23 protein-coding genes are annotated in these 26,370 nt (G+C 72.3%); 14 read left to right on the top strand and 9 right to left on the bottom strand.

The genetic code is table 11. The features are described from left to right. Window positions 1–119 precede the first annotated feature (119 nt). From SM450_RS17940 to SM450_RS17930, 3 genes are read left to right on the top strand one after another with little or no spacing between them, the layout of a single operon-like run. Complete coding sequence (locus tag SM450_RS17940; protein ID WP_474620878.1) at window positions 120–1,406, top strand: hypothetical protein; 1,287 nt, start codon at window positions 120–122, stop codon at window positions 1,404–1,406. Beyond that, on the top strand, window positions 1,406–2,641 hold the full coding sequence (locus SM450_RS17935; protein WP_474620877.1) for a hypothetical protein: 1,236 nt from the start codon (window positions 1,406–1,408) through the stop codon (window positions 2,639–2,641). The genes SM450_RS17940 and SM450_RS17935 overlap by 1 nt, the downstream gene beginning before the upstream one ends. Next, window positions 2,638–3,972, top strand: a complete 1,335-nt coding sequence (locus SM450_RS17930) for an MATE family efflux transporter (RefSeq protein ID WP_474620876.1) — start codon at window positions 2,638–2,640, stop codon at window positions 3,970–3,972. The genes SM450_RS17935 and SM450_RS17930 overlap by 4 nt, the downstream gene beginning before the upstream one ends. A 9-nt stretch (window positions 3,973–3,981) precedes the next feature. Here SM450_RS17930 and SM450_RS17925 read toward each other — a convergent pair whose 3' ends face one another. Genes SM450_RS17925 through gmd form a run of 3 tightly spaced genes read right to left on the bottom strand, consistent with a single transcriptional unit; the run spans window position 3,982 to window position 7,315 of the window. Next, window positions 3,982–5,106, bottom strand: coding sequence for a DegT/DnrJ/EryC1/StrS family aminotransferase (locus SM450_RS17925; RefSeq protein ID WP_474620875.1), 1,125 nt, complete (start codon window positions 5,104–5,106; stop codon window positions 3,982–3,984). Then, window positions 5,103–6,305: a glycosyltransferase gene (locus SM450_RS17920; protein WP_474620874.1), complete on the bottom strand. Its 1,203-nt coding sequence runs from the start codon at window positions 6,303–6,305 to the stop codon at window positions 5,103–5,105. Before SM450_RS17920 ends, SM450_RS17925 begins: the two co-directional genes overlap by 4 nt. Next, the gene (gene gmd / locus SM450_RS17915) at window positions 6,302–7,315 is read right to left on the bottom strand and encodes a GDP-mannose 4,6-dehydratase (protein ID WP_474620873.1); all 1,014 of its coding nucleotides are present in this window, start codon (window positions 7,313–7,315) and stop codon (window positions 6,302–6,304) included. The genes SM450_RS17920 and gmd overlap by 4 nt, the downstream gene beginning before the upstream one ends. A 324-nt stretch (window positions 7,316–7,639) precedes the next feature. Here gmd and SM450_RS17910 point away from each other — a divergent pair, with 324 nt between their 5' ends. Both SM450_RS17910 and wecB read left to right on the top strand, forming a co-directional pair. Continuing rightward, window positions 7,640–8,809 (top strand): glycosyltransferase, encoded by a 1,170-nt coding sequence (locus SM450_RS17910; RefSeq protein WP_474620872.1) that lies wholly within the window; start codon window positions 7,640–7,642, stop codon window positions 8,807–8,809. Continuing rightward, window positions 8,806–9,930 carry a non-hydrolyzing UDP-N-acetylglucosamine 2-epimerase gene (wecB, locus tag SM450_RS17905; protein WP_474620871.1) on the top strand — a complete coding sequence of 375 codons (1,125 nt, stop codon included), beginning with the start codon at window positions 8,806–8,808 and terminating at the stop codon, window positions 9,928–9,930. Before SM450_RS17910 ends, wecB begins: the two co-directional genes overlap by 4 nt. Here the strand turns inward: wecB and SM450_RS17900 are convergent. Further along, window positions 9,859–10,587, bottom strand: coding sequence for a NeuD/PglB/VioB family sugar acetyltransferase (locus SM450_RS17900; RefSeq protein ID WP_474620870.1), 729 nt, complete (start codon window positions 10,585–10,587; stop codon window positions 9,859–9,861). The genes wecB and SM450_RS17900 overlap by 72 nt on opposite strands. Before the next feature lie 112 nt (window positions 10,588–10,699). On the opposite strand from SM450_RS17900, the gene SM450_RS17895 reads away from it, so the two are divergent. Both SM450_RS17895 and SM450_RS17890 read left to right on the top strand, forming a co-directional pair. Further along, entirely contained in the window at window positions 10,700–11,914 is a 1,215-nt protein-coding gene (locus tag SM450_RS17895; RefSeq protein WP_474620869.1) for a glycosyltransferase family 4 protein, read from the top strand. A 138-nt stretch (window positions 11,915–12,052) separates the two neighbouring features. Continuing rightward, window positions 12,053–12,571 carry an acyltransferase gene (locus SM450_RS17890; RefSeq protein WP_474620868.1) on the top strand — a complete coding sequence of 173 codons (519 nt, stop codon included), beginning with the start codon at window positions 12,053–12,055 and terminating at the stop codon, window positions 12,569–12,571. Between the two features lie 22 nt (window positions 12,572–12,593). On the opposite strand, the gene SM450_RS17885 is transcribed toward SM450_RS17890, so the two are convergent. Beyond that, window positions 12,594–14,072 carry a hypothetical protein gene (locus tag SM450_RS17885; RefSeq protein WP_474620867.1) on the bottom strand — a complete coding sequence of 493 codons (1,479 nt, stop codon included), beginning with the start codon at window positions 14,070–14,072 and terminating at the stop codon, window positions 12,594–12,596. Window positions 14,073–14,304: 232 nt separating this feature from the next. Between SM450_RS17885 and SM450_RS17880 the strand changes: the two genes are divergently transcribed. Genes SM450_RS17880 through SM450_RS17865 form a run of 4 tightly spaced genes read left to right on the top strand, consistent with a single transcriptional unit; the run spans window position 14,305 to window position 19,161 of the window. Then, window positions 14,305–15,261 (top strand): NAD-dependent epimerase/dehydratase family protein, encoded by a 957-nt coding sequence (locus tag SM450_RS17880; protein WP_474620866.1) that lies wholly within the window; start codon window positions 14,305–14,307, stop codon window positions 15,259–15,261. Beyond that, entirely contained in the window at window positions 15,258–16,688 is a 1,431-nt protein-coding gene (locus SM450_RS17875) for a lipopolysaccharide biosynthesis protein (RefSeq protein ID WP_474620865.1), read from the top strand. The genes SM450_RS17880 and SM450_RS17875 overlap by 4 nt, the downstream gene beginning before the upstream one ends. Next, complete coding sequence (locus SM450_RS17870) at window positions 16,673–17,875, top strand: glycosyltransferase family 4 protein (RefSeq protein WP_474620864.1); 1,203 nt, start codon at window positions 16,673–16,675, stop codon at window positions 17,873–17,875. Before SM450_RS17875 ends, SM450_RS17870 begins: the two co-directional genes overlap by 16 nt. 5 nt (window positions 17,876–17,880) lie before the next feature. Next, window positions 17,881–19,161, top strand: a complete 1,281-nt coding sequence (locus SM450_RS17865) for a glycosyltransferase (protein ID WP_474620863.1) — start codon at window positions 17,881–17,883, stop codon at window positions 19,159–19,161. Between the two features lie 57 nt (window positions 19,162–19,218). On the opposite strand, the gene SM450_RS17860 is transcribed toward SM450_RS17865, so the two are convergent. The 3 genes from SM450_RS17860 to SM450_RS17850 are packed head-to-tail and all read right to left on the bottom strand — an operon-like array spanning window position 19,219 to window position 22,821. Continuing rightward, the gene (locus SM450_RS17860) at window positions 19,219–20,667 is read right to left on the bottom strand and encodes an O-antigen ligase family protein (protein WP_474620862.1); all 1,449 of its coding nucleotides are present in this window, start codon (window positions 20,665–20,667) and stop codon (window positions 19,219–19,221) included. Window positions 20,668–20,722: 55 nt separating this feature from the next. Beyond that, on the bottom strand, window positions 20,723–21,781 hold the full coding sequence (locus SM450_RS17855; protein ID WP_474620861.1) for a dTDP-4-dehydrorhamnose reductase family protein: 1,059 nt from the start codon (window positions 21,779–21,781) through the stop codon (window positions 20,723–20,725). Next, entirely contained in the window at window positions 21,778–22,821 is a 1,044-nt protein-coding gene (locus tag SM450_RS17850; protein WP_474620860.1) for a polysaccharide biosynthesis protein, read from the bottom strand. Before SM450_RS17850 ends, SM450_RS17855 begins: the two co-directional genes overlap by 4 nt. 199 nt (window positions 22,822–23,020) lie before the next feature. Here SM450_RS17850 and SM450_RS17845 point away from each other — a divergent pair, with 199 nt between their 5' ends. From SM450_RS17845 to SM450_RS17835, 3 genes are read left to right on the top strand one after another with little or no spacing between them, the layout of a single operon-like run. Then, the gene (locus SM450_RS17845) at window positions 23,021–23,761 is read left to right on the top strand and encodes a sugar transferase (protein WP_474620859.1); all 741 of its coding nucleotides are present in this window, start codon (window positions 23,021–23,023) and stop codon (window positions 23,759–23,761) included. Next, the gene (locus SM450_RS17840) at window positions 23,758–24,684 is read left to right on the top strand and encodes an NAD-dependent epimerase/dehydratase family protein (protein ID WP_474620858.1); all 927 of its coding nucleotides are present in this window, start codon (window positions 23,758–23,760) and stop codon (window positions 24,682–24,684) included. Before SM450_RS17845 ends, SM450_RS17840 begins: the two co-directional genes overlap by 4 nt. Before the next feature lie 5 nt (window positions 24,685–24,689). Next, on the top strand, window positions 24,690–25,949 hold the full coding sequence (locus tag SM450_RS17835; RefSeq protein ID WP_474620857.1) for a glycosyltransferase family 4 protein: 1,260 nt from the start codon (window positions 24,690–24,692) through the stop codon (window positions 25,947–25,949). On the opposite strand, the gene SM450_RS17830 is transcribed toward SM450_RS17835, so the two are convergent. Beyond that, window positions 25,924–26,364, bottom strand: a complete 441-nt coding sequence (locus tag SM450_RS17830; RefSeq protein WP_474620856.1) for a hypothetical protein — start codon at window positions 26,362–26,364, stop codon at window positions 25,924–25,926. The two genes, SM450_RS17835 and SM450_RS17830, sit on opposite strands and share 26 nt — an antisense overlap. Window positions 26,365–26,370 lie beyond the last annotated feature (6 nt).

Here is a 26,370-nt window from a genome sequence, read left to right as displayed (position 1 = left end):
GTCCGCCCGCCGGACGGGGGCACGACGGCGTTCCGCCACGTTTCCCCCTCGGGAGCGTGTCGCGGCATCGGCTGGCTCGTTGCCCATGAGGCGACGGAAAACAGTGAGGGGCGCATCTGATGAACCAGTCCAGGGCGGCCCTCGACCCTGGACCGGAGATTGACGTCGTCGACACCTGGGCGGCGGCACGCGGAGCCGGGTCGGGACGCCAGCGGGACCTGGTCGGCGGGCTGCTGCGCTGTTATCCGGTCAGTTTCCTGGTGCTCGCCCCATACGCGTTGCTCATCCTTCCGACGGCGGTGCTCAACGAGAATCCGCACACCGGTTTCATCGTGCTCCTGGTGGGCCTGGCGTTGCTGGGTAGCGTCTCGGTGGAGACGGTCGGCCTGTTGTTCGGCCGTCCCGATCCGCAGTGGCGGCAGGGTATGCGACAGGCGACCGCCCGCTATCCCCGGATCTACCAGGTGGCCCGGCTGGTGACCCTGACCGGCATCACGGCCGACCTGCTGGGCGCCCACCTCGGCCGGGGGAGCATCGTCGCGCAGATCTCCGGGCAACTGTCCGACTCGCCGTCGGTGGCGCTCACCAAACTGTTCTCCGGCTGGGGCGCGCTCGGCTTCGCGCTGCTTGTGGCCAGCCACCTGGGCGGCCGGCTGTCCCGGGCGAAGCTGTACGGCTGGCTCGCCGCGCTCGTCGCCACCCAGGTGCTCGTCACCCTGATGACCGCCCTCACCGCCCCACTGATCGCCTTCGTCTTCTTCGCGGTCTCCGCCGGCACGGTCTGCGGCGTGTTCCGGCTGCGGGCGCTGCTGTTCGGCACGGTGGTGTTGCTCCTGCTCTGGCCGGCGATCTTCGCGCACCGCAACGAGATCCGGCAGGATCAGGGCATCGAGGTGAGCGGCGACGTGACGGCGGCGGACCGGCTACGTCTGGACCGACAGCTCACGGCCGTGGCGGGTTACGACGTGCCGGTCGAGATCGGTCAGCCCGGGGTCGCCGACTATGTCAGGTACGGGTTGGTGCCCCGGGTGCTCGATCCGGACCGGCCGCCGCTGTTGACCGGGCAGCGGATCAACCAGTTCCTCGGTGGTGGGCCGACGTCGTCCTACACGTTCCTGTTGCTCGGCAACATCTGGTTCTTCGACGGGCCGGTGGGTGTGGTGGCCGTGCACGCGTTCTGGGCGGGCTTCGCGGCGTTGTTGCTGCGGTGGCGGGGCCGGCCCGGCCCGGCCCGGTTGAGCCTGTTCTGCCTGGTCTTCTCCGATGTGCTGCTCTGGTCCGGCACCTATCCCGACTCCACGATCGGGTTCCTGCAACACGCGGTATCGGCCATGACTGTCTTCTTCCTGATGTGGCTGGCCCGCGGCATCCCCCGGCTCGTTACGCACGGTGAGAGGAAGGTCTGATGACCGGGTCCAGGGTGGTCGTCCGCCGGGAGCTGGTCGGCGGGCTGCTGCGTTGTTATCCGGTCAGTTTCCTGGTGCTCGCGCCGTACGCGTTGCTCATCCTTCCGATGGCGGTGCTCAACGAGAATCCGCACACCGGTTTCATCGTGCTCCTGGTGGGCCTGGCGTTGCTGGGTAGCGTCTCGGTGGAGACGGTCGGCCTGTTGTTCGGCCGTCCCGATCCGCAGTGGCGGCAGGGTATGCGACAGGCGACCGCCCGCTATCCCCGGATCTACCAGGTGGCCCGGCTGGTGACCCTGACCGGCATCGTGGCGAACGTCGTCGGGGCCCACCTCGGCCGGGGGACCATCGTCAGCCAGGTGTCCGGCGAACTGTCCGACACCCCCCTCGCGATGGTGTGCGCGCTCTTCTCGGGCTGGGGCACCCTGGGTTTCGCCCTGTTGGTGGGCAGCCATCTCGGCGGTCGGCTCGCCTCGCGAAAGCTGTACTGCTGGGTGGCCGTGCTCGTCGGCGTGGAGGCGTACGTCACGGTGCTCACCGCCCGGTCCGCGCCCCTGATCGCCCTGGTGTTCTTCGTGGCCGCCGCCGGGGCGGTCGGCGGCGTCTTCCGGCTGCGTCACCTCCTGCTCTGGACGGTGGTGCTCCTCCTCGCCTGGCCCGCCATGTTCGCGCAGCGCAACACCATCCGGGACGCGCAGGGGGTGGCGGTGGACACCGGGGTCACCGCCGCCGACCGGCTCCGTCTGGACAGTCAGCTCACCGCCGTGGCGGGCTACGACGTGCCGGTCGAGATCGGCCAGCCCGGGGTCGCCGAGTACGTCAGGTACGGGATTGTGCCGCGGGTGCTCGATCCGGACCGGCCGGCGCTGTCCACCGGGCAGCGGATCAACCAGTTCCTCGGTGGTGGGCCGACGTCGTCCTACACGTTCCTGTTGCTCGGCAACATCTGGTTCTTCGACGGGCCGGTGGGTGTGGTGGCCGTGCACGCGTTCTGGGCGGGCTTCGCGGCGTTGTTGCTGCGGTGGCGGGGTCGGCCCGGCCCGGCCCGGTTGAGCCTGTTCTGCCTGGTCTTCTCCGATGTGCTGCTCTGGTCCGGTACCTATCCCGACTCGACGATCGGGTTCCTGCAACACGTGGTGTCGGCCGCACCGGTCCTCCTGCTGCTGGGGCTGACCCGCAGCGTCCCGGCCTGGCGCGACCACGAGGTGTCGCTGCCGGTGGGTGCCGTCCGGTGACCGTCCGGGTCCGCTCCCGGGTCGGCCGCGGAGACGTCCCAGGTGTCCCCCGACGCGGCCGTCGGGCCGTGCTCGCCCTGCTCGTCGGGGGGCTGTCAAGCGGCGGCAACCTGCTGGTGGCGATCACCGTCACCCGGCTGGAGTCGATCGGCGGGGTGGGCGAGTTCGCCCTCGCCTTCACGTTCTACGTCCTCGGCTCCGGGCTGGTCCGCAGCATGGTGACCGAGGCCGTGCTGGCGGCGGGGACTGGCGTCCCGTCCGCCGCCCGGCGGGTCACCCTGCTCGGCGCGGCCTGCGGCGCCGTGCTCGGCGCCGCGGGTGCGGCGTACGGCTCGCCCTACCTGGTGCTCGTCGGCCTCGCCCTGCCGGGGCTGGTGCTCTACGACTACACGAAGGCGATCGCCGTCGGCGTCGGCGCCCCGTCCGGGGCGCTGTTCCAGGAGGCCACCTGGGCGGCGGTCACCGGCTGCGCCGCGCTTGCCGGCCTGTTCCGGTTGGTCGACGCGCCGTCCGTGGTCGCCGGCTGGGCGCTCGGCGGCGCGTTGATCGGCGTGGTGGTCGGGGTCCGCCGCGGCTACGCCCTGTGGCCGGGCTGGCGTGCCGGCCGGGCGGAGAGCCGCGTCGCGGTGGGGTTCGGCACGCAGTTCCTGCTGACCACCGGATCGGCGCAGTTGTCGCTGAGCGCGGTGGCCGCCTTCGCGGGCACCTCGGTGGTCGGCGCGTTGAGCGCCGGCCGGACCCTGCTGGGGCCGGTGAACCTGGTGCTGTCCACCGCCGCCACACTGACCCTGCCGTACCTGGCCCGCAGCCGCACCGGGTCGCGGGCGGTGCGGGCCCGGGCGGCCGTCCGGGTGACGCTGCTCGTGACCGCCGGCGTTCTGCCGATGACGGTCGCGGTCGCCCTCCTGCCCGACGCGGTCGGCCGGACGCTGCTCGGCGCCAACTGGGGCCTGGCCCGCAGCCTGCTGGTGCTGCTGGCGCTGGAGAGCCTGTTCGCGGTGCCGGCCGCCGTCGGCTTCGCCGGGCTGCGGGTCGAGCAGGCGAGCCGGCGGGCGATCCTGCTCGGCGTCCTGCTGGGCGGGCTGCGGGTGCCGGTGGTCGTCGTCGCGGCGGTGTTGTTCGGGGCGACCGGCGCGGCCGGCGCGCTCGCCTTCCTCGCGCTTGTCAGCGCGGTCGCCTGGGCCGGCAGCTACCTGCTGCTGCTGCGCCGCCGCGCGCCGCTCACCCGCCGGCTCGACCCGGTCCCGCCCGGCGGGCTCGACCCGGTCCCGCCCGGCGGGCTCGACCCGGTCCCGCCCGGCGGGCTCGACCCGGTCCCGCCCGGCGGGTGAGCCGACGGGTCAGGCGATTGTCGACAGGGCCGCGCGGACGCGCTCCACCACCGTCTTGAGCCCCGCCTCGGTCAGCTCCGGATACGTGGGCAGGTTGATGCCGCGCCGGCTCAGGTCGGCGGTCACCGGGCAGCGCGCCTCCGGATCGCGGTGCGCGGGCAGGTCGGGGATCGGCACGAAGAAGGGCCGGGTCTCCACGCCGAGCCGATCGAGCGCCAGGGCCAGCGTGTCGCGGGAGGTGGCGTCCCCTTCCGGTCCGACCAGGAAGGCGGCCATCCACGGGGCCCGGCGGACGCCGGCGACCACCGGCTGCGCCGACAGCGCCGGCTCGTCGGCGAGCTGCGCCTCGTAGCCGGCGATCACCTCGTCCCGCCGGGCGATGATCTCGTCGGCCCGGTCGAGCTGGGCGCAGAGCAGGGCGGCGCCCAGATTGGTCATCCGGTAGTTGTAGCCCAGAACCGGGAAGTGGTACCGCCGGTGCGGGTCCATGCCCTGGTTGCGCAGCAGGCGCATCCGGGCGGCAAGCGCCTCGTCGGAGGTGGTCACACAGCCGCCCTCACCCGCGGTGATCACCTTGTTGCCGAAGAAGGAGAAGGTGGTCGCGTCGGCGAGCGAACCGGTGGGGCGTCCGTCGACGGTGGCGCCGAAGGACTCCGCCGCGTCGGCCACCAGGAGCAGGCCGTGCCGCTGGCACAGCGCGCGGAGGGCGGGATAGTCGGCGGGGTGCCCGTACAGGTCGACGGCGATGACCGCCCGGGTCCGCGGACCGATCGCGGCCCGGACCGCGGCGGGGTCGACGCACCAGCTCTGCGGCAGCACGTCCACGCAGACGGCCCGCGCCCCGCAGTAGGCGACGGCGTTCGCGGTCGCCACGTAGGTGAGCGCGGGCACGATGACCTCGTCACCCGGGCCGATCCCGGCGGCGGCGAGGACCAGGTGCAGGGCGACCGTGCCGTTGGCGGTGGTCACCGCCGTGCCGGCGGCGCACCGCCTGGCGAAGCGGTCCTCGAAGTCGTGGAGATAGGGCCCCTGGGAGGAGACCCAGCCGCTGCGCAGGGCATCGACCACGTACCGTTCCTCCAGGTCGGAGAGGCTCGGTCGGGCCACCGGATACCTGTCGTCCGCCGTGCTCATGACGCTTCCTCCCCGCTGAGTTCGGCGGCGAACGCGGATCTCGGCATCGGTCCCGGTCGTCCCTCCGCCACCCACCGCAGCACGTCGAGGTAGTCGCCACCGGTCGCCGCCCAGGTGCGGGCGGCCAACCGGCCGTTGGCGTGCCGGGCGGCGGCGGCGTAGCGTGCCCGGTCGGCCAGCAGCCGCTGGACCGACTCGGCCAGGGAGGCCGGGTCCGTGGCCCGGAAGACCGCCGCTTCCGCGCCGGTGAACTCCAGTTGCGCCAGCAACGGCTCGGCGTCGGCGCAGGCGACGGGAAGCCCCCAGCTGAACGCCTCAAGCATCGCGCCGCTCGCCGCCTCCCAGAGCGACGGGATCACCACGGCGTCGGTCCGGGCGTAGAGGGCGTTCAGCTCGTCGAGGGTGACGAAGCCGGGGAAGGACACCCGGCCCGCGAGGTCGGGTTGCGCGGCGCGGGCGAGCAGGCGACTGGCCTCGGGCTCGACGAGCGGGCCGGGGCAGACCAGCCGGCACTCCGGGAGCAGCGCCATCGCCTCCAGCAGCGTCGCGTGGTTCTTGTGGCTCGCGGTGGAGGACGGGTAGACGAGCAGACCCGGCTCCGGTCGGGTGGCGGCGCGTTCGGGCGCGGGCTGGAACGTCGGGGTCGGGATGAGCGCGGTCCGCTCCGCCGCCTCGGGAAACAGCCGCAGGGTCTCCCGGTACGGGTGGGGCCAGGTGACCACGATGGCGGACGCGCGGGCCACGTTCTCCCGGACCACGGCGGCGAAGCCGGGGGCGTGGAAGGCGGCCCGCAGGTGCCGCAGGTCGTGCACGACGACGACCGAGGGGCCGGCGCCGATCGGGTTGCTGTGGAACGGGTACAACGTGACGTCCACCCCCCGCTGGCGGGGGACCGAACGCTGCCGGACCGCGTTGACCGCCCGGCGGACGGCGAGGGAGTCGCGGACCCGCGTCGGTGTCCAGCGGCGCAGCAACTGACCCGGGGCGGTGTCGGAGCGTAACGGCTGGGCGACCTCGGCCCAGCCCACCCGGGGGGCGGGCACGTGGCCGCGCCACTGCGGCAGGGTGCCACGCAGGACGTTCACCCGCAGCTCGCAGGAGGTGTCGGCGGCCATGCCGGACAGCAGACCGTAGGTGAATGCCTCGACCCCGGCGGCGTGGCCCGGACGGATCGGAGTGGCGTCGACGGTGATCCTCATCGGTCCACCCGCACCAGGCGTCCCATCCGCTCGTCTTCGAGGAGTTGCCGGTCGGCGTCCACCATCACCCGCACCAGGTCGCTGAAGAGGGTCTTCGGCGCCCAGCCCAGCCGACGCCGGGCCTTGGTGGAGTCTCCGATGAGGGCGTCGACCTCGGCCGGACGGAAGTAGGCGGGGTCGATCTCCACGTACCGCTCCCAGTCCAGCCCGACCCGGTCGAAGGCGGCCTCGACGAACTCGCGTACCGAGTGGCCCTCGCCGGTGGCCACCACGTAGTCGTCCGGGGTGTCCTGCTGGAGGGCCAGCCACATCGCCTCGACGTACTCCGGGGCGTAGCCCCAGTCCCGCACCGCGTCGAGGTTGCCCAGGTAGAGCTTGTCCTGGATGCCGGCCTCGATCCGGGCCACCGCACGGGTGACCTTGCGGGTGACGAAGTTCTCGCCCCGCCGGGGGCTCTCGTGGTTGAACAGGATGCCGTTGGCGCAGAACATGTCCCACGACTCGCGGTAGTTGACCGCCGACCAGTAGGCGTAGACCTTGGCGCACGCGTACGGGCTGCGGGGGTGGAACGGCGTCTCCTCACGCTGCGGGGGCGGGGTGGAGCCGAACATCTCCGAGGAGGACGCCTGGTAGAAGCGGCAGCCGACGTCGGCCGCCCGCGCGGCCTCAAGCATCCGCAGGGCGCCGAGCCCGGTCACGTCAGCGGTGTAGCCCGGGATGTCGAAGGAGACCCGGACGTGGCTCTGCGCGCCGAGGTTGTAGATCTCGTCCGGCCGGATGTCGCGGATCAGCGAGGTCAACGAGGCCGGGTCGGAGAGGTCGCTGTAGTGGAGGAACAGACGCGCCTCGTCCTCGCGAGGATGGACGTCGAGGCGGTCGATCCGCTCGGTGTTGAACGAGGAGGACCTTCGCTTGATCCCGTGCACCGTGTAGCCCTTGTTGAGCAGGAACTCCGAAAGGTAGCTACCGTCCTGCCCGGTCGTGCCGGATATGAGTGCCACTCGCGACATGGAGTTCCTCTCGTGCCGTGTGTTCGGAGTTTTTCGCGCGACTTCCTTATACCGGGTTCCGTGCTGCTGATCATGTATTTCCGGGTAATGTTCTACGAATTCGCCTAAATTGCGAAGCGGAGTCACTGAATTGGCCGCCGCTCGTTATCCCACTCAGTTTCGTGTCTGAAGCGAGGAGCGAGGATGGCCGGCGACACCAGCCCCGCGACCGAAGGCGACAAGCGGTTGACGGGCACTGACGGAAGCAATTTTCGGGTTCTTGTCACGGCCGGCTACTTCAGCCCCGGCTGGCGTGCCGGCGGGCCCGTCCGATCCATTTCCGACGTGCTCGAAACGGCCAGCGCCCACGTTTCCACCACCCTGTTGACCCGCGACCGGGATCTCGGTGACCGCGCCGCCTACCCCGGGCTGTCCGGCACCTGGGTGCGACGCGGCCGGACGAATGTCTTCTATCTCGGGACGCGGCGTCCGGCGCACTGGTGGAGGCTCTGGCGGGCGCTGCGGTCGACGCGGTTCGACCTGCTCTACGTGAACAGCGTCTGGTCGGTCTTCTCGATCCTGCCCATCGTCGCGGCCCGGCTCGGTCTGCTGCGGGTGGACCGCATCCTGGTGGCCCCCCGGGGCGAGTTCGGCGCCGCCGCCCTTGGCCTGCACCGGGCCCGCAAGCGGGTGTTCCTGGCCGGCTGGCGATGGATGCTGCGGGGACCCCGGGTGTGGTGGCACGCCACCGGTCCGCAGGAGGCCAGTGACATCCGGCGGATGCTGCCCGGGGCGCGGATCGCCGTCGAGGCGGCCGGCGTCGGCCCCGAACCGCGCCACGCTCCGGCCGAACCGCCGGCCGGCGACGACACGCGCCTCGTCTTCATCGGTCGGATCTCACCGATGAAGAACCTCGACTTGGTGCTCGCCGCGCTCGCCCATGTCCGGGCGGGGGTCCGGCTCGACATCTACGGCCCGGTGGAGGACCCGAGATACTGGCAGCGGTGTCTGGACCTGCGGGCGGTCCTGCCGGACCCCTCCGTGGTCACCTACCGGGGTGAGTTGCGCCCCGGGGAGGTCGGCGAGACCTTCTCCCGGTACGACGCGTCCGTCCAGCCGACCCGGGGTGAGAACCTCGGCCACGCGATCGCGGAGAGCCTGGCGGCGTACTGCCCGGTGATCTGTTCGGACCGGACACCGTGGACGTCAGTGCTGCGCGACGGCGGCGGGCAGGTCCTCACCGAGCTGACCCCGGAGGCGTTGGGCGCGCTCGTCACCCGCGTCGCCGCCGCCCCGCCCGCACAGCGGTGGGCGGCCCGGGTGGCGGCCGGGGAGGCCTATCGCCGGTGGCGGCTCGGCCGACCCCGGGTCAGCGCCCTCGACGAGGCGTGGCAGGCGATCACCATCCCCGGGCGCCGGATGCCCCCACAGGGCCGGACCCCGGGGGACGCCGGCCGAGCCGTCCACCGGGCGGTGTCCGAAGAACCCCGAGCAACCACGAGGAGGCGTACGTGACCCGGGTGATGACAGTCGTCGGGACCAGGCCGGAGATCATCCGCCTGGCCCGGGTGATCGACATGCTGGACCGGACCGTGGAGCACACGCTTGTGCACACGGGACAGAACTGGGACCCCGCGCTGTCCGACATCTTCTTCACCGAGTTGGGCGTACGGGCACCCGACCGTTTCCTGCGGGCCGACACCCGATCGCTCGGCAGCCTGCTCGGCGCGGTCCTGGTCGGCACCGAGAAGGCCATCGGCGAGCTGCGGCCGGACGCGCTGCTGGTGCTCGGCGACACCAACAGCGCCATCTCGGCGTTGATGGCGCGGCGGATGAAGGTTCCCGTGTACCACATGGAGGCGGGCAACCGCTGCTTCGACCTCAACGTCCCGGAGGAGACCAACCGGCGGCTTGTCGACCACGTCGCCGACTTCAACCTGGTCTACTCCGAGCACGCCCGGCGCAACCTGCTCGCCGAGGGTCTGCACCCCCGCCGGATCCTGCACACCGGCTCACCCATGCGGGAGGTGCTCGACCACTACCGGCCACAGGTCGACAGGTCCACCATCCTGGCGCAGCTCGCCCTCGAACCGGGCGGCTACTTCGTCGTCAGCGCGCACCGGGAGGAGAACGTCGACCACCCGGACCGGCTCCGCCGCCTTCTCGACTGCCTCTGCGCCGTACGGGACGAGTGGCGACTGCCGCTGCTGGTCTCCACCCACCCGCGTACCCGCAAGCGGCTGGAGTCGCTCGCCGTCGACGGCACGCTCCTGGACGGGATCACCTTCCACGAGCCGTTCGGCTTCTTCGACTATGTGACCCTGCAACGGCACGCCCGGTGCACGCTGTCCGACAGTGGCACCGTCAGCGAGGAGGCGGCGATCCTCGGATTTCCGGCGGTGACCCTCCGGGAGTCCATCGAGCGCCCGGAGGCGTTGGACTGCGGTGCGATCGTGATGACGGGGCTGGACCCGGTCGGGGTGGTGGAGGCCGTCCGGGTCGTGCTGGCCCAGACGGCGGCCGGCCCGGTCACCTGCCCGCGCGACTACCAGGTGCCGGACACGTCACGCCGGGTGGTCGACTTCATCCTCTCGACCGTACGCCGGCATCACGACTGGGCCGGCATCCGCCGCTGACCGGCGCATCGGCCGGGCGGGCACGCCCGTCACCACAGTGCCCGCCGGGACGTCCCGGGTCACGCACGCGCCCGCGCCCACGACGGCGTCCCGGCCGACCCGCAGTCCCGGCAGGACGGCGGCGGTGGTGCCGACCATCACGCCGTCGTCAAGCCGGCAGTAGCCGGAAACCGCGGCGAGCGGGTTCACCGAGACATGGTCACCGAGGACGGTGTCGTGCCCCACGGTGCAGTTCTGGTTGAGGTGCACCTGGCGGCCCAGCACCACGTTCGTCGTCACCCGCGCGCCACCGGCGGCGAACAGACCCTCCTGGAAGACGCAGTCCGGGCCGATCTCCGCCGCCGGGTGCACCACTGTGGCGGCGGGGAGGCCGTACCCGGCGAGGACGTGGTCCGTCTCGCGGCGCCGCCGCGGATCCCCCACGGCAAGCGCCACCCGGGTACTGGCCGGCCGCCCGGCCAGCCAGCGGGTCGGGCCGAGGAAGGGCACACCGAGCCGCCGCACCCGCGCCACATTGGAGTCGGTGGGATAGTCGTCGACGAAGCCGAGGACACGCCACCGCGCCCCGTCGACCGCCTGGGCGTTCAGCAGCCGAATTACCCCGAAAACCTCACGGCCCATTCCACCCGCGCCTACGATCACCACGTCGGTGGTCACCCGGTTCTCCCTCGACCATGGTGAACGCCGCTCGCCCCCATCGCTGTCCATACGTTCCAGACATTCCTGTGGGGTGCCGGCCTCCGAGCGGCACGGCGGAGGTGGGCCGGTAGTGCGCAAGCTGACAAGGACGCCCTCCCTGGACGACGCCGCGACGCCGCGACCGTCCGCCGGCGCGGTGGGCGCCTACCGGGTGATCGCCACCGCGGGGGTGTTCGAGCCGGGCTTCCGGGGCGGTGGCCCGATCCGCTCCCTGCGGTTCATCCTGGACACCCTCCCGGGGGACCTCGACGTCACCCTGGTCACCCGGGACCGGGACCTCGGCTCGTCTGCACCGTACCCCGGTCTGTCCGGACGGCTGCTGCGGCGCGACGAGCGTTCCGCCGTCTTCTACCTGAATCCGGGTGCGCCGCGGCACTGGGCCCGACTGATCCGGCACGTCCGCGCCCGCCCGGTCGACCTGCTCTACGTCAACAGCGTCTGGTCGCTGTTCTCGGTGCTGTCCATCCTGGCGGTGGCGCTGCGGCTGGTGCGCGTCGGGGCCATCCTGGTCGCCCCGCGCGGTGAGCTGTCGCCCGGCGCCCTCGCCATCAGGGCCGCCAAGAAGCGGCTCTTCCTCGCGCTGTGGGCGCCGATGCTGCGCCGGCTCGGGGTGCGCTGGCAGGCGTGCAGCCGGCTGGAGGAACAACAGATCCGCGCCAACGTGCCGTGGGCGCGGGTGATGGTGAACGGCAACGAGAGCCCGATCCCGGCGCAACCGGCCCCGCCTGTCGTCGCGCACGACGGGCCGTTGCGGTTGGTCTTCGTCGGTCGGATCTCGCCGATGAAGAACCTGTCCGGGGCGCTGGAAGCAGTGGCCGGCACCACCCGGCCGGTGGAGTTCGACATCTTCGGCCCACCGGAGGACGCGCACTACTGGTCACGCTGCCAGCGGATCATCGCGGCCATGCCGGGTCACGTCCGGGTCCGCTACCTGGGCGAACTCGCGGCGGCGGAGGTCATCCCGACGTTCAGCCGGTACGACGCCTTCCTCTTCCCCACCCTCGGGGAGAACTTCGGCCACGTGATCCTGGAGAGCCTGGCGTCCGGCTGCCCGGTCGTCTGTTCGGACAACACGCCGTTCAGCGAGCTGATCCTCGACACCGGCGGGACGGTGGTCCGGCCGGCGACCGCGGCCGGCCTCAGCCGGGTGCTCGACCTGCTTGCCGACCGGACGCCCGAGGAGCGGGCCGAGGCGAAGGAGACCGCCGGGCGGCGGTACCGGCGCTGGCGGCAGGGCCGCCGGGAACCCAACGTGCTGGAGCACGCCCGCCGCTTCTGCCGTTGATCCCCGCGCCCGGCGGTGACGCCGTCACCGTGGCCGGAGCCGACTCGTTTTCCCGGTGACCGGACCCACCGGCCCGGTCCGGTTCTCCACAGCCGACCCTGCGATCGAGGACAGTCAGTGCCCAGTCGTGTTCGTACGATGGCCCGCCGCGTACGGGACCATCTGGCCGCGTCGCGTGACCCCGAGGCGTTCGTCAGGTCCCTGGGGGTCAACCTGACCGGTCGGGTCAGGTTCTACGGGGTCAACCGGGCGATGTTCGGCTCGGAACCGTGGCTCATCACCATCGGCGACAACGTCTACATCACCTCCGAGGTGCAGTTCGTCACCCACGACGGTGGCACGTTGATCCTGCGGAAGGACCATCCCGACCTCGACTGGACCGCGCCGATCACGATCGGCGACGACGTCTACATCGGCATGCGCGCGATGATCCTGGCGGGCGTCACCATCGGCAACAGGTGCGTCATCGGGGCGGGCGCGATCGTCACCCGCGACATCCCGGACAACACCGTGGCGGTCGGGGTGCCGGCGCGGCCGGTGCGCAGCACGGACGAATATCTCGAACGGCTCAAGGCCAAGTCGCTCGGCATCGGGCACCTGCCCGTCCCGGCCAAACACGAGGCGATGAAGCGGATCTACGGCGTGCCCACCGGTTGAGGGCCACGACGGGCGTCTCGGGTCAGCCCCCGGGTACGGGATCCGCGCGCCACATCCCGTACCCGGGGGAGACCGGCAAGCTGTACGGGATGCCCTCGAGGGTGACCCGGGCCGGCACGGTGAGGTTCGTCGGCCCGACCCGGACCAGCAGCCGGCCGTACAGTTGCGGCGCCGGCATCGTGGCCTGGGCGACCGGGTCGACCCGTTCGATCATCACGAAGTCGCGACCGCCGTCGGAGACGATGATCTGGGTGGCGGTCGAGGGCGGCGCCAGATAGCGGCGGTAGGCGGTGCCGGTCACCGACTCCCCGGGTGCCATGACGCGACCCCACACCAACTGCGGATAGTTCTTCTTGAGGCTGGAGCTGATGAACCAGCCCTTGGCGGTGGTGTAGCGGACCCGGACCGCGGGCGCGCCGTCCGCGACCGGTAGCAGTCCGACGGCGAGCCCCCACTGCTGGATGAGTCCGCCGCTGACCACCCACTGGGTCATGCTTGTCGCCGGCCACGTCTTGTTGACGAGGGTCGCCGGGGTGAAGTCGGTGAGGGCGGCCAGGTTGTCGATTTTCGCCCAGGTGGACCAGTTCAGCCCGCCGGCCACGCCCACGTTCGGCATGAACTGCCGGCGGCTGCCGCCCGCCACCGGGGTCAGCGGCGCGCACTGGGTGACGCCCGCGTTCAGGGCGAACCGCGACAGTGCGGCGACCGTCTGCGTGACGATCAGACTGCCGCCGGGCGACCAGCGGTAGACGTTCGAGATCCGGCACAGGGACGGGATCCTCGGCATGATCGTGGCGATCGGGGTGCCGACGTTCGCCCGGGCGGTATCGATCATCCCCTGGTAGGTGGGGATGAGGTAGGACTCGTGGATCACCAGATCCAGGCCGGTCGACCGGCCGTCCGGCACCGGCCGGCCGTCGAGTTCGACGGTCACCGTGTGGGAGTGGGTGGCCGGGCGGATCTGCGCGTCCGGGGTGACGTTGGTGATCGGCACGGTGGTCCGGTGGGTCCCACCCGAGACGTGGGTGAGCGGCGCGGCCGGCCGGACCCGGGCGCCCTGGGCGATGCCGTTGACGATCGTGTACGGGTTGCCGAACAGCAGGCTGCTGGCGTTGGTGATGGCGAGCAGGGTGAAGATCCGGGTGCCGTCGCTCCACTGCGAACCCACGTCGGCTGTCGTCTTGCCGTGGTTGGCCACGACGATCTGGGTGCCGACGTTGTAGCCGTGGTTGCCGCCGACGTACGACCAACCGGTGTTGATCGGGCAGTTGTCGTCCGAGGTGTCGTGGATTTTGGTGCCGACGGCGGACATGACCGGCCACACCTGGGCGTCGGTCGCGGTCGAGGGCACGAGACTCACCTGGGGAAGGCCGGAGTGCCACATGCCGACCATGCTCTCGGCGTAGGCCAGGTTGACGGGCATGACCACATCCCGGGTGGCGTCGAAGCGTGACCTCACGGACATCAGGGCGTTGGACCGGTAGACGATCAGCTCGGGCATTCCACACCTCCACCGCGAACGCACGAAGATGCTGTCACTGTGCGCTTTTCCGCAGCTCGCGGCGGTTTTCGGTCGGTTCTCGGACAGAATCATCGGCCGTTCGGTGGACGTCTGCCGACCGTCCCGCAGGGAAACCGCCGACTGCCTCCTGAACAGGTGAAATTCCACCGCCGCCGTAACGCGCCGAGTACTAGCTCGATGTACAGGTGACGTGCGTAACCGGGGGGTTTTCATGCGCATTCTGATCACTGGTGGGGCCGGTTTCATCGGCGCCAACCTGGCCCGCGCCGCGCTGGCCGAGCCGGCCGTCAAGGAAGTGAGCGTCCTCGACGACTTCTCGGTCGGGCTGCGGGGCAACCTCGACGGGCTGGACGTCGACCTCGTCGAGGGGTCGATCCTGGACCGGGCCGCCCTGGACACCGCGATGGCGGGCCGGGAGGCAGTGGTCCATCTGGCCGCGCTGCCAAGCGTGCCCCGGTCGCTGCGCGACCCACTCGCCTCCCACCACGCGAACGCCACCGGCACGCTGATGGTGCTGGAGGCGGCCCGTCGGCACGACGTCGCACACGTGCTCGTCGCGTCCTCCTCGTCGGTGTACGGCATGAACCCGGCGCTGCCCAAGGCGGAGCTGACCTGGACCCGCCCGATGAGCCCCTACGCGGCGAGCAAGCTCGCCACCGAGGCGTACGCCCTGGCGCACCAGGCGTCGTTCGGGCTGCCCACGCTGGCCTTCCGGTTCTTCAACGTCTTCGGTCCCGGGCAGCGGCACGACCACGCGTACGCGGCAGTCATCCCCCGGTTCACGTACGCCGCCCTGCGCGGCGAGCCGGTCGTGGTGCACGGCGACGGCACCCAGTCCCGCGACTTCACCTATGTCGGCACGGTCTGCGACGTCATTCTCGACGCGCTCCGTCGCCGGGTGCACCACCCGCATCCGGTCAACCTCGCCTTCGGGGCGCGGGCCAGTCTGCTCCGGGTGCTCGACGAGCTGGAGGACCTGCTCGGGCGGCCGATCACCCGGGAGCACGCGCCGCCGCGCGTCGGTGACGTCCCCCATTCGCTCGCGGACAACACCACCCTGCGACACCTCTTCCCGGACGTCACGCCCGTCGCCCGGCCCGAGGGGCTGCGGGCGACCGGCGAGTGGATGGCCGAGCGGCTGGGCGTCGCCCCTGCCACACTCCGGTGACCCGGGCCGCGGGCCCGGCCGGGCCGGCGGCGGTGACCGCGGGGACGGCTGTCGTCACCGCGCCGCCGAGCGGCGCCCCGGTCGCGTCCCCCGTTCCCGCGTCGGCTCCGCTGTCGGCGACGAACCGGGACCGCACCGTCACGGTGGGCATCGCCACCGCGATGGTGGCGAAGGGGATCGGCCTGGCCGCGCCGCTCGTCATCACGCCTGCCTGTTTCCGGTATCTCGGCGACCAGCGGTACGGCCTGTGGATGGCGATCACCGCGCTCACCGGGATGGCCTGGTTCGCCGATCTGGGGCTGGGCAACGGGTTGCTCACCCGGCTCGGTCAGCTCGCCGACGATCCCCGACAGCAGGCCAGGGAGATCTCCGGCGCCTTCGCCACCCTCGGCGTGGTCGGGGTGCTGCTGCTGGCGGCGCTCGTGGTGGTCACCCCGATGGTGCCCTGGGTGGACCTGTTCGCCGTCCGCGACCCGACCGTCGCCGCGCAGACCGCCACCCTGGTCCTGATCTGCTTCGGCGCCTTCGCGGTCAACATTCCCCTCTCGCTGATCCAGCGGATCCAGTACGCCCGCGGTCAGATGGTGCAGAGCAACATCTGGCAGGCGGCCGGAGCCCTGGCCGCGATGGCCGTCGTGCTTGTCGCCATCGCCGCCGACTGGGGACCGCTCGTGGTCGTCGCCGGCGCGGTGCTGGCGGTGCCCGCGACCAACCTGCTCAACACGCTCACCTACTTCTGGTCCGCCGAGCCCGCCGGCCGGCCGGCGCCGCGACTCGTGCACCGCGACACCGTCGTCGGGCTGCTCCGGCTGGGCCTGCGGTTCTTCGCGCTCACGACGATGTCGTCGATCGCGCTGAACGTGGACAACCCGCTTGTCGCGAACGTCCTGGGGTTGTCGGTGGCGGCGCACTACGCCGTCGTGGGCAAGCTGTTCGGCGTCCTCTGGATCTTCGTCGGTCTGGTCGGCATGACGATCTGGCCGGTCAACGGCGCTGCCCTGGCGCGGGGCGAGGTGGCCTGGGTACGCCGCAACACCCGACGGATGGTGGCGCTCTACGGCGTGATCGTGGGGGCGGTCGGGCTGCTGCTTGTCGGCTACGGCCATCGGCTGATCGAACTCTGGGTCGGCACCGTCGACCTGTCGACGATCCGGCTCCCGGTCCTCGCCGGGCTGGCGGGCTGGTCCCTGCTTGTCGCGGTCACCTCCCCGCTGATCATGGTGCAGAACAGCATCGGCCTGCTCCGGCCGCAGTTCGTCGGCTGGGCGTCGTTCCTGGTGCTGGCGACCGTGCTCAAGGTCTGGTGGCTGCGACAGTTCGGCCTGCCCGGCCTCCCCGGGGCGGCATGCGTCGCGTACCTGCTCACCATGGTGCCGGCGGCGCTTGTGGGATACCGGCGTGCCCTCGCCCGGTGCGGGCCGTCGTGACCGGCCGGATCCGGGTGCTGCGGGTCGTCGGCGAGCTGAACTTCGGCGGCACCGAGACGCGCACCGCCGAACTGCTGCCCCGGCTCGCCGCCGCCGGCGTCGAACTGCACCTGGTGACCCTCAGCGACGTGGTCGGGCCGGGACCGATGGCCGGCATGGTCACCGGCCACGGCGGCACCGTCACCGCGATGCCCCTCGACGTGCGCTTCCCCGCCCGCTTCCTGCGCCTGCTCGGGCAGTTGCGCCCGGACGTGGTGCACGCCGACTGCGCCAACTTCTCCGGTGTGCTGCTCGCGCTCGGCGCGCTGCGCGGCGTGCCCGGACGGGTCGCGCACTTCCGGGGGGACGACAACAGGCGCCGGAACCTCCGCCGACGGGTCTACCGGTCGGTCTGCGAACGGCTGCTGCGGATATTCGCCACCGACATCCTCGGCGTCTCGCCCAGCTCGCTGACGTTCGGCTACCACCCGGCCTGGCGCGACGACCCCCGCTGCCAGGTGGTGCTCAACGGGCTCGACCTCGACCGGCTCCGCCGGCCCAGCCCCGACGACCTGCGGGCGTTGATCGGCGCGGCGCCGGCGGACCTGGTGTGCCTGACCGTCGGGCGGGCCTCGCCGGAGAAGCGCCGCTGGCTCCTGCCGCCGATCCTGGCCGCGCTCCGTGACCGGGGGGTGTCGGCGCACGCCGTGCTCGTCGGGCCGGGCGACCCAGCGGACGACGAGCGCGTCCGGGCCGCGGCGGCTGCCGCAGGTGTCGGCGACCGGGTGCACCTGCTGGGCCCCCGCGAGGACGTGGGCGGGCTGTTGCGGCAGGCCGACGTCGTCGTCCACCCGTCGTGCCTGGAAGGGCTGCCCGGGGGAGTGCTGGAACCGGTCGCGTTGGGTGTCGGCACGGTGGCCGCCGACCTGCCGGGCGTGCGCTTCATCGGCGAGCGGCTTCCCGGCGTGACAATCGTCGGTGTCGACGCGGTGCCCCAGGCGTGGGCGCGGGCGGTGGACGAGGCGGCGGCCCACACCGCGTCGACCACCGTCGGGGCGGCTGCGGCGCGCTTCGCGGGCAGCGTCTTCGCCCTCGACCGGGCCACCGCCATCCACCTGGAGATCTACCGACGGTGGGCGGCGGCCCGCCCGGGGTGGGGCCGGGTGCCCCGAGAGAGCAGCCGGCCAACTGTCGGCTCGGAACGGTGAGTGAGATGACCGATCACCAGAGCGTTGTCGTCGGCCGGGAGTTCGGCCGGGAACTCGGCCGGGAGCCACGGCCGGACGGCGAATCGACCGGGCGGGCCGACCGACCCCGTCCGCTGCTTGTCGGCGCGTACGCCTTCCCGCACGGGGACGCCACCTCCAACCGCCTGCTGCAACTGGCCCGGTCCGCCGCCACCGGGGGCAGCCGCACGCTCGTCGTCAACGACTGGCCCTGCGAGGTCGACTTCCCGACCCCGCCGCCCGGCGCGGCCGGCATCGACCTCGTCACCCTGCGGATCCGCGGCCGGCACCGGTTCACCCGGATGTCGGCCCGGCTGGCCCGCCCGGTCCGGGTGCTGCGGGCCGTCCGCCGGCGGGGGCTACGCCGTGGCGACGTGAGCGTGGTGCTGCTGCCGATGGCGCTGATGACCCTCGGCAACTGGACGGTGCTGCGCCTCGCGCTGCGCTGCCCGGTCGTGGTGGACGCCAGCGAACGCCACGACCGGCGGCAGTTCCGGCGCGGCTGGCTCACCCCGTACTTCGTCCGGCACCGCTGGTCGACGTTCCTGGCCACCCGGCTCGTCGGTCGCGCCACGGCGGTCTCCACCACACTAGCCGGCTATTTCGCGGCGCACGGGTTGGACGTGCTCGTGGTGCCGCCGCAGGTGGACTGTGACGACTTCCGGGCCGCGCAGCCGCCCGCGCTCTCCACCGGCCTGCGCCTGCTGTACGCCGGCACCCCCGGCCGCAAGGACATGCTTGACGTGATCGTGCGCGGGATCAGCCGGCTCACCCCGGACCAGCAGCGACGGGTCAGCCTCACCATCGCCGGGGTCACCCGCGAGGACGCCGCCGCCCACTCGGACCTGGACGTCTCGGTGCTCGACGGGCTCTCCGCCGACGTGCGGTTCCTCGGTCGGGTCCCCCGCGCCACCGTGCTGACGCTGCTCTCGGAGTCGCACTTCTCGATGCTGGTCCGCCCCACCGGCGGGTACGCGGCGAACGGCTTCCCGTCCAAGGTGCCGGAGAGCCTCGCCGCCGGCTGCCCGGTGCTGCTCAACCACACAAGCGACCTGGCCGCCTACGTGCGCGACGGCGTCGAGGGGCTGGTGCTCGACGGTAACGGGCCGGACGACGTGCGGCTGGCGGTCGAGCGTGCGCTGCGGCTGCGCGACGAGGACTGGACGGCGATGAGCCGGGCCGCCCGGTCGAGGGCCCGCGAGTCGTTCGACCACCGGGCCTGGCGGGATCGGGTGAGCGCCTTCGTGGCGGCCGGTGACCGGGGCTGAGCCCGGCGACGACCAGGCGGTGGGCGTCCCGACCGGGACGCCCACCGTGGGATGACCTCAGGGCAGAACCGGCGCCGGCCGGCGCGGCACGGCGCCCACCGGGCCGTGCGCCCGTCGGGGGTGCGCGGCTGAGGGGGACGGCGCGGCGCTGTCCGCGTCGGCCCGGTCGCCGGGCAGGTGCCGCAGCACACCGGCGGCCACGAGCCAGAACACGTACGGGTAGGTCTGCCCGGTGCCGAAGATGGCCGACTCGGTGATCTGGATCAGCAGGCCGGTGACGACGAGCCACACCAGACCCGAATCGGCCCGGCGCACCGGTGCCCGCAGCGCGACCCGCCCGACGGCCAGCAGCAGCAGCGCCAGCGGCGCCACGGCGGCGAGCCCCAACTCCAGCAGCAGTTGCAGATAGCTGTTGTGCACCACACTCACCCGGGTCCCCAGGGACTCGTCGATGCTGGCGAGTGTGATCAAGTGGGTCCGGGACGCGTACCCGAAGCCCAGGGCGGGGCGGTTCTGCCACCACAGGTCGATCGTCGCCTGCCACATCTCGGTGCGGCCGTTGGACAGGTCACCGCCGGTGGGGTCGGTGAAGCGCAGTTCGAGCTGCCGCATCCAGGGGTTCGCGAAGAGGATCGGCAGCAGGTTGACCAGGTACGCCACCAGGAGCCCGGCGGCCAGCCCGGCGGTGAGGCGGACCATCCGGCTCAGCCCCTGACGCAGGACGACCCAGAGGCCGCCGACGAGCACGGCGATCAGCCCGGTGCGGGACTGGGAGAGCAGCAGGCAGGCGGCAGCCGGCACCATGCCGAGCAGTTCCACCCGCCGCCGGGACTGCCGGTAGAACACCCAGCCCAGCGGGATGGTCAGGGCGCAGACGATGCTGAGCATGTTGGGGTTGTTGTAGAGGCCCTCGAACCGGGCGTACGACAGCGCGGCGACGAGCGTGCCGTCGGCGAGCCCGAAGCCGAGACCGAGCAGGATGGAGCCGCTGAGAACCAGGTAGACCACGCGCAGGTCGGCCAGCATGGCGGCCCGGTCCGACCACCGGAATCGGATCACGGCGTGCACCAGCGCGGCCAGCAGGAGCAGCGCGACACCGCGCTGGAGGGTCTCCAGCGGCACCACCGACCAGGCGAAGCTCAGCGTGGCGAGACCCGCCATCGCCCAGAGCGCGCCGAGGAGCAGGCGGGTCCACGGGTCGATCCGGGACACCGCCCGGCCCGGCGTGTGCAGTGCCCAGACGACCAGGGCGGCGACTGCCACGTACCGGGGATAGAAGCTGGCATCCGCCAGGGCCGGCACCTTGGACGAGGCGCCGATCAGGAGCGCCATGGTCAGGCCCAGCAGCCACCGCCAGCCGTCCATCTGCTGCGCGAACAGCGCGAGCAGCAGCAACGCCACCGCCCCGACCGCGACCAGCGGGACGGAGATGCTGGCGACGGTGGTGGCCACGACGGCAACGACCGCGCCGACGATCAGGCACAGTTGACCCACTCGGTTCCCCACGTGATGTCCTTTGACTCCGGCAGGCCGGCGGTACCGGCGGTGGTCGTTTGGTCCGTCAGAGCGGCACGCGCGCCAGGCCCGGCCGGGGCTGGTCGAGCGCCCAGCGGGCCCGGGCGGCGTGCATCGCCGCGATCATGTCCGGCCAGCTCGGCGGACGGTAGCCGGTGGCCCGGGCGAGGGCGTCCGCGCGCATCGACCGGTCGCAGGCGAACTCGTCGTCCGGAACCAGTTCACCGGACCAGCCGTACACCTCGGCGACCAGTCGGAGCAGGTCGTACTTCGAGATCGGCGCGGCGGCGACGTGGTACAGGCCGGTCAGCTCCGCCCGGGGCAGGACGATCGTGCGCAACAGCCGGGCGAACTCCACGGTCGTCACCCCGCTGTAGACGGCCCTGGTGAAGCCCGGTACCCGACCCCGGCGGGAGAGGAACCAGTCCACCAGGGAACGGTTCGTGGTCAGCTCGTGCCCGACGATCGAGGTACGCAGGGTGAGCGCCGAGCCCGTCGTCGCCTCGCCCAGCAGCTTCGACCGACCGTAGAGGTCGGGCGGGTCGGGCAGGTCGTCCTCGCGGTAGTCGCCCCGGCGGCCGGAGAACACGCAGTCGGTGCTGACGTGGACGAGCCGGCTGCCGACCTGCGCGCAGGCGTCGGCCAGCAGGTGGGGGAAGAGGGCGTTGAGGGTGACCGTGAGCACCGCGTCCTGCACGTCCGGCCGCTGCTTGATGACGCCGACACAGTTGATGACGACGTCGGGTCGCAGTTCTTCCACGAGTTGCCGGACGTGACCGAACCGGGTCACGTCGACGGCCGGGACGATGCGGGCGAGCAGGTGCGGTGGGAACAGCGCCGCCCGGTCGTCGATGCCGCGGGCCAGGCCGTGGACGTCGAGATCCGGATCGTGGCCGAGTTCGCGCAGCACGGCGTGGCCGAGCATGCCGGTGACGCCGACGACGAGGACCCGTCGTGCCGGGCGTTGGTCGGCCCGTTGGTCGGCCTGGTGGTCGCTGCGCCGCCGGGGCACCCGGTCGGGTCGGTCGAAGTCCGCGGCCGTGCTCATGCCGTGCTGGCTGGGCATGCGCTCACGGCCCTCGCTTCGCTCGGTGCGTTCGCTCATGCCGTCTCCACGGCCGCCGCGGCGGCCCGGACCTGCGCGCGCACCTCGGGCAGCGTCATCAACAACGATTCGATCTCCGGTACGGACAGCCGGCGGGCGTTGTGCGAGTGGAAGTCGGCGAGGCCCCCGTGCTCGACGTCGCCCTCCTCGAAGTAGAGGGAGTAGTTCAGGTCACGGCTGTCCACCGGCACCCGGAGGAAATCGCCGAGGTCCTCGGCGAACGCGAGCTCCTCGCGGCTGGCCAGGGTCTCGTAGAGCTTCTCCCCGTGCCGGATGCCGAGGACGTTGAACTTCGCCGGCACCCCGAACAGGTTGCACAGCGCCGTGGCCAGGTCGCCGATGGTGCAGGCGTCGGCCTTGCGGATGAAGACGTCCCCCGGCTGGCCGAACGCGAACGCGTGTTCCACCAGTTCGACCGACTCGGGCAGCGACATCAGGAAACGGGTCATCGTCGGATCGGTGACCGTCGGCAGACCGCCGCGGAGAATCTGGTCGATGAAAAGTGGAATGACCGAACCGCGCGAGTACATCACATTGCCGTAGCGCACACAGCAGACCCGGGTCCGGGCCGCCGGGTTGTTTCGGGAGTGCGCCTGCGCCACCTTTTCCATGAGCGCCTTGGTCATGCCCATCGCGTTGACCGGATAGACGGCCTTGTCGGTGCTCAGCAATACGAGCGTCTCCACGCCGACCCGCTCGCAGACGTCCACCACGTTGGCGCTGCCGAGCACATTGGTGCGGACCGCCTCGAGCGGGAAGAACTCGCAGGAGGGCACCTGCTTGAGGGCGGCGGCGTGGAAGACGAACTCCATGCCCCGGGCGGCCTTGAGCACGCTGTCGTAGTCCCGGACATCGCCGACGTAGTAGCGGACCCGGTCATTGCCGAGGCGGTGCCGCATCGCGTCCTGTTTCGACTCGTCCCGGCTGAGGACCCGCACCTCGGCGGCACCGGCTTCGAGCAGTCGGGAGACCATTGTCTGTCCGAACGACCCGGTGCCGCCGGTGATGAGAAAACGTCTGTCCGAAAGCGAGGAAAGCATATCTCCTCCTGCCTGTTTCCCGGCGGACCATCCTCGGGAATAGCGATCTCGTCAAAGGCGACCATACTGTCGCGATAACACGACCGGGCGCGCTTCCGGAAAAGGGAGGAACGCTCATCTCTCACGTTCACCTTCCACGAGTTGCGCCGGCGAATGTGAAAGCGCGGAACGACCGCCGCAAAGGTGGTAGGTCTGTTTCATGCCCAAAGTTGCTGTCCACTCGGCGCAGCCGCGCGGCGGCGCCTCCGGCCGGGCGGCCGGACGGGGAGCCGCCCCGACGACCCGGCGACCCTACGACCGCTGGAAACGGCTTCTCGACGTGCTCGGCGCACTCGTCGTCCTGACCGTCGGCGCGCCCCTGCTGGCCCTCGTCGCCCTGGTGGTGCTTGTGACGCACGGGCGGCCGGTGCTGTTCCGCCACACCCGGCCCGGCCGGCACGGCGAGTTGTTCGAGGTGGTGAAGTTCCGCACCATGCGCCACCCCGATCCGGAGCGGGGGCTGGTGACCGACGCCCAACGCCTCACCCGGGCGGGACGCTGGCTGCGGGCGAGCAGCCTCGACGAGCTGCCGGAGTTCTGGAACGTGCTGCGCGGCGAGATGAGCGTGGTAGGTCCCCGTCCGCACCTGGTGCGCTACCTCGACCTCTACAACGCCGAGCAGGCCCGGCGGCACGAGGTGCGGCCGGGCATCACCGGGCTCGCCCAGGTGCGCGGCCGGAACGAGTTGAGCTGGGAGGCGAAGTTCAGCTACGACGTGGACTACGTCGACAGGCGGTCCTTCCTGCTGGACCTGAGGATCCTCCTGGACACCGTCCGGGTGGTGCTCAGCCGGCAGGGCATCTCCGCACCCGGCGCGGCCACGTGGCACGAGTTCACCGGCAACGACGAGCCGCCCGCGCCGTCGCCGGCCGGCGACCAGGGCGCCGCGTGCCGCCGATGAACCGGGTGCTGCTGCTGGGCGCCGGCGGCTTCCTGGGCCGCCACATCGGCGCCGCGCTGGCCGGGCACACCGCCCTGCGGTGCCCCACCCGCGCGCAGTGCGACCTGGTCCGGATCGGGTTGCCCGAGTTGACCGCGCTTGTCGCCCGGGAACGACCGGACGTGGTGGTGAGCGCGGCGGGCCGGATCGTCGGTTCCGGGTACGACTTCGTGCGGGCGCACGTCGTCACCACCGCGAAGCTGATCGAGGCGATGGCCGTCGCCGCGCCCGGGGCGCGGTTGATCCGGATCGGCTCGGCGGCCGAGTACGGCGTCGTGCCGTACGGCCTCGCCGTCGCCGAGGACCACCCGGGCACGCCCGTCAGCGAGTACGGGCTCAGCCACCTGGCCGCGACCCGCCTGGCGGAGCTGGCGGGCGACGCCGGCCGGCTCGACACGATCGTGTTGCGGGTCTTCAACCCGGTCGGCCCGGGGATGCCTGCGGGCAACATGCTGTCCCGGGTGACCGCGATGGTCGGCTCGGCCCTCGCCGGCGGGGCCTGTGACATCGCCCTCGGTCTGCACGACACCTACCGGGATCTCGTCGACGTGCGGGACGTGGCGTCGGCGGTGCTTGCCGCGACGCGCTGCGCGCCGGGCGCGGAGCGCGTCGTCAACGTGGGCAGCGGGCGCGCGGTGGCGACCCGGGACGTCGTCCGGCTGCTCGCCGACGTGGCCGGCTTCCGCGGCGAGATCCGCCACGGCAGCTTCCCGGCCGACGCCACCCGCTCGGCCGCGGTGCCCTGGATGTGCGCCGACATCGACCGTGCCCGTCGGGTGCTCGGCTGGGCTCCGGCGCACGACCTGAGCGACTCGCTCCGCGACCTGTGGCGGGCCGACGGCACGCGGCCCGCCCACCCGGTGGCCGGCGTGGCGGCGGGGTGAGGGCGATGCGGATCGGCCTGCTCACCCAGTGGTTCGACCCGGAGCCGGGTCCGGCGGCCCTGCCCGGGATGCTGGCCCGGGCCCTGGCCGACCGGGGACACGAGGTCCAGGTGCTCACCGGCTTCCCGAACTATCCGACCGGCCGGCTCGCGCCCGGCTACCGGCTGGCCCGCCGCGTCGACGAGACCGACGGACCGGTCCGGATCCGCCGGGTGGCCCTCTATCCCAGCCACGACCGCTCCGCGCCGCGTCGGCTGGCGAACTACGGGTCCTTCGCCGTCTCCGCGCTGGTCTCCGGCACCCCGGCGCTGCGGGGCCTGGACGCCCTCTGGGTCGGCAACTCGCCGATCAGCGTCGCCCTGCCGATGTGGTTCACCAGGTACGTGCACCGGGTTCCGGTGCTGCTGCACGTGCTGGATCTGTGGCCGGACAGCGTGCTGGCGAGCGGCTTCCTCGGCGCCGGCCGGATGTCGCGGACGGTCGAGCGGGGGATGGCCGCCTGGTGCGGCGCGATGTACCGCAGCGCGGCCCGGATCGCCCACGTCTCACCCGGCGCCGCGGACCTGCTCGCCGACCGTGGGGTGCCCCGGGAGAAGCTCGTGCACATCCCGGTGTGGGCGGACGAGAGGCTTGGCGCCCGCGCCGCCGACCTGCGCGCCGAACTCGGTCTCCGGACGGACCAGGTCGTGCTCGTCTACGCCGGCGCGCTCGGCGAGGCACAGGCGCTCGACTCGCTCATCGACGCCTGCGCCCGTGCCGGTGACCCCCGGTTGGTCTGCCTGATCGCCGGCTCCGGCACCACCGAGGAGCGGCTGCGCCGCCGGGCCGGGGCGGTGCGAGCGACGAACGTGCGCTTCCTCGGGCAGGTGCCCCGGGACCGGATGCCCGCGCTGATGGCCACCGGGGACGCGCACTACGTCAGCCTGCGCCGGGGCGGCATGTCCGCGTACACCATGCCCAGCAAGGTGCAGGCGACCCTGGCCGCCGGGCGCGCGTTGCTCGTCGCCGCGGAGGGGGACGCCGCCGCCGTGGCGCGGGACAGCGGCGCGGGGATCACCGCCCGACCCGGTGACCCCGACTCGATCGCGGACGCCCTGCGGGAGATCTGCGACCTGGGCCGGGAGAAGCTGGAACTGCTCGGTCGGGCTGGCCGGGCGCACTACGACCGGGTCTTCTCCGTCGCCGCCGGCGCCGACCGGGTCGAGCGGACCCTGCACGAGATGGTGGACGGTGGCCGGGTCAGGGCCAGTCGTCGCCCGCGCTGAGCCGGCGACGCAGCAGCGCCTCCAGCGGTAGCGACTCGCCGTCGCGGCCACCACGGCCGATCACAAGCGGTGGCGGGGACGGCTCGGGCGTGGCCCCGAACAGCAGCGCGCGCAGGCTGGCCGGCACGGTCAGCAGGTGGAACCGGCCCGCCACGTCGACGGCCCGGTGCCGGGACCGGTCGACGTACCAACCGTGCAGCCCGGTCCGGTAGCGGTGCCGCCCGTCGTAGGACACGGCGACGAGGCGGGTGGTGGCGAGCCCCCGCTGTCGCGCCTCGGCGACGAACGCGCCGACAAGCTCCGCCGCCTCCGCCTGTTCCGCCGCACGCCGCCGCTCGTCGGCGGCGGCGTGCGCCCGCACCGCGTGCCGTCGCGTCTCACGCCAGTCCGCGCCCGCGCCGTCGTCCGTGACCATCACCCG

The organism is Micromonospora marincola (assembly GCF_056150385.1).
The sequence above is the reverse complement of the archived record's forward strand: the minus strand, read 5'-3'. Positions and strand labels throughout refer to the sequence as shown.

Bases quoted from the DNA above. Each gene is read 5' to 3' on its own strand.
- SM450_RS17940 (WP_474620878.1), top strand. From the start codon at position 120: ATGAACCAGTCCAGGGCGGCCCTCGACCCTGGACCGGAGATTGACGTC.
- SM450_RS17935 (WP_474620877.1), top strand. From the start codon at position 1,406: ATGACCGGGTCCAGGGTGGTCGTCCGCCGGGAGCTGGTCGGCGGGCTG.
- SM450_RS17925 (WP_474620875.1), bottom strand. From the start codon at position 5,106: ATGAGCACGGCGGACGACAGGTATCCGGTGGCCCGACCGAGCCTCTCC.
- SM450_RS17920 (WP_474620874.1), bottom strand. From the start codon at position 6,305: ATGAGGATCACCGTCGACGCCACTCCGATCCGTCCGGGCCACGCCGCC.
- gmd (WP_474620873.1), bottom strand. From the start codon at position 7,315: ATGTCGCGAGTGGCACTCATATCCGGCACGACCGGGCAGGACGGTAGC.
- SM450_RS17890 (WP_474620868.1), top strand. From the start codon at position 12,053: ATGGCCCGCCGCGTACGGGACCATCTGGCCGCGTCGCGTGACCCCGAG.
- SM450_RS17885 (WP_474620867.1), bottom strand. From the start codon at position 14,072: ATGCCCGAGCTGATCGTCTACCGGTCCAACGCCCTGATGTCCGTGAGG.
- SM450_RS17880 (WP_474620866.1), top strand. From the start codon at position 14,305: ATGCGCATTCTGATCACTGGTGGGGCCGGTTTCATCGGCGCCAACCTG.
- SM450_RS17865 (WP_474620863.1), top strand. From the start codon at position 17,881: ATGACCGATCACCAGAGCGTTGTCGTCGGCCGGGAGTTCGGCCGGGAA.
- SM450_RS17855 (WP_474620861.1), bottom strand. From the start codon at position 21,781: ATGAGCGAACGCACCGAGCGAAGCGAGGGCCGTGAGCGCATGCCCAGC.
- SM450_RS17850 (WP_474620860.1), bottom strand. From the start codon at position 22,821: ATGCTTTCCTCGCTTTCGGACAGACGTTTTCTCATCACCGGCGGCACC.
- SM450_RS17845 (WP_474620859.1), top strand. From the start codon at position 23,021: ATGCCCAAAGTTGCTGTCCACTCGGCGCAGCCGCGCGGCGGCGCCTCC.
- SM450_RS17840 (WP_474620858.1), top strand. From the start codon at position 23,758: ATGAACCGGGTGCTGCTGCTGGGCGCCGGCGGCTTCCTGGGCCGCCAC.
- SM450_RS17835 (WP_474620857.1), top strand. From the start codon at position 24,690: ATGCGGATCGGCCTGCTCACCCAGTGGTTCGACCCGGAGCCGGGTCCG.
- SM450_RS17830 (WP_474620856.1), bottom strand. From the start codon at position 26,364: ATGGTCACGGACGACGGCGCGGGCGCGGACTGGCGTGAGACGCGACGG.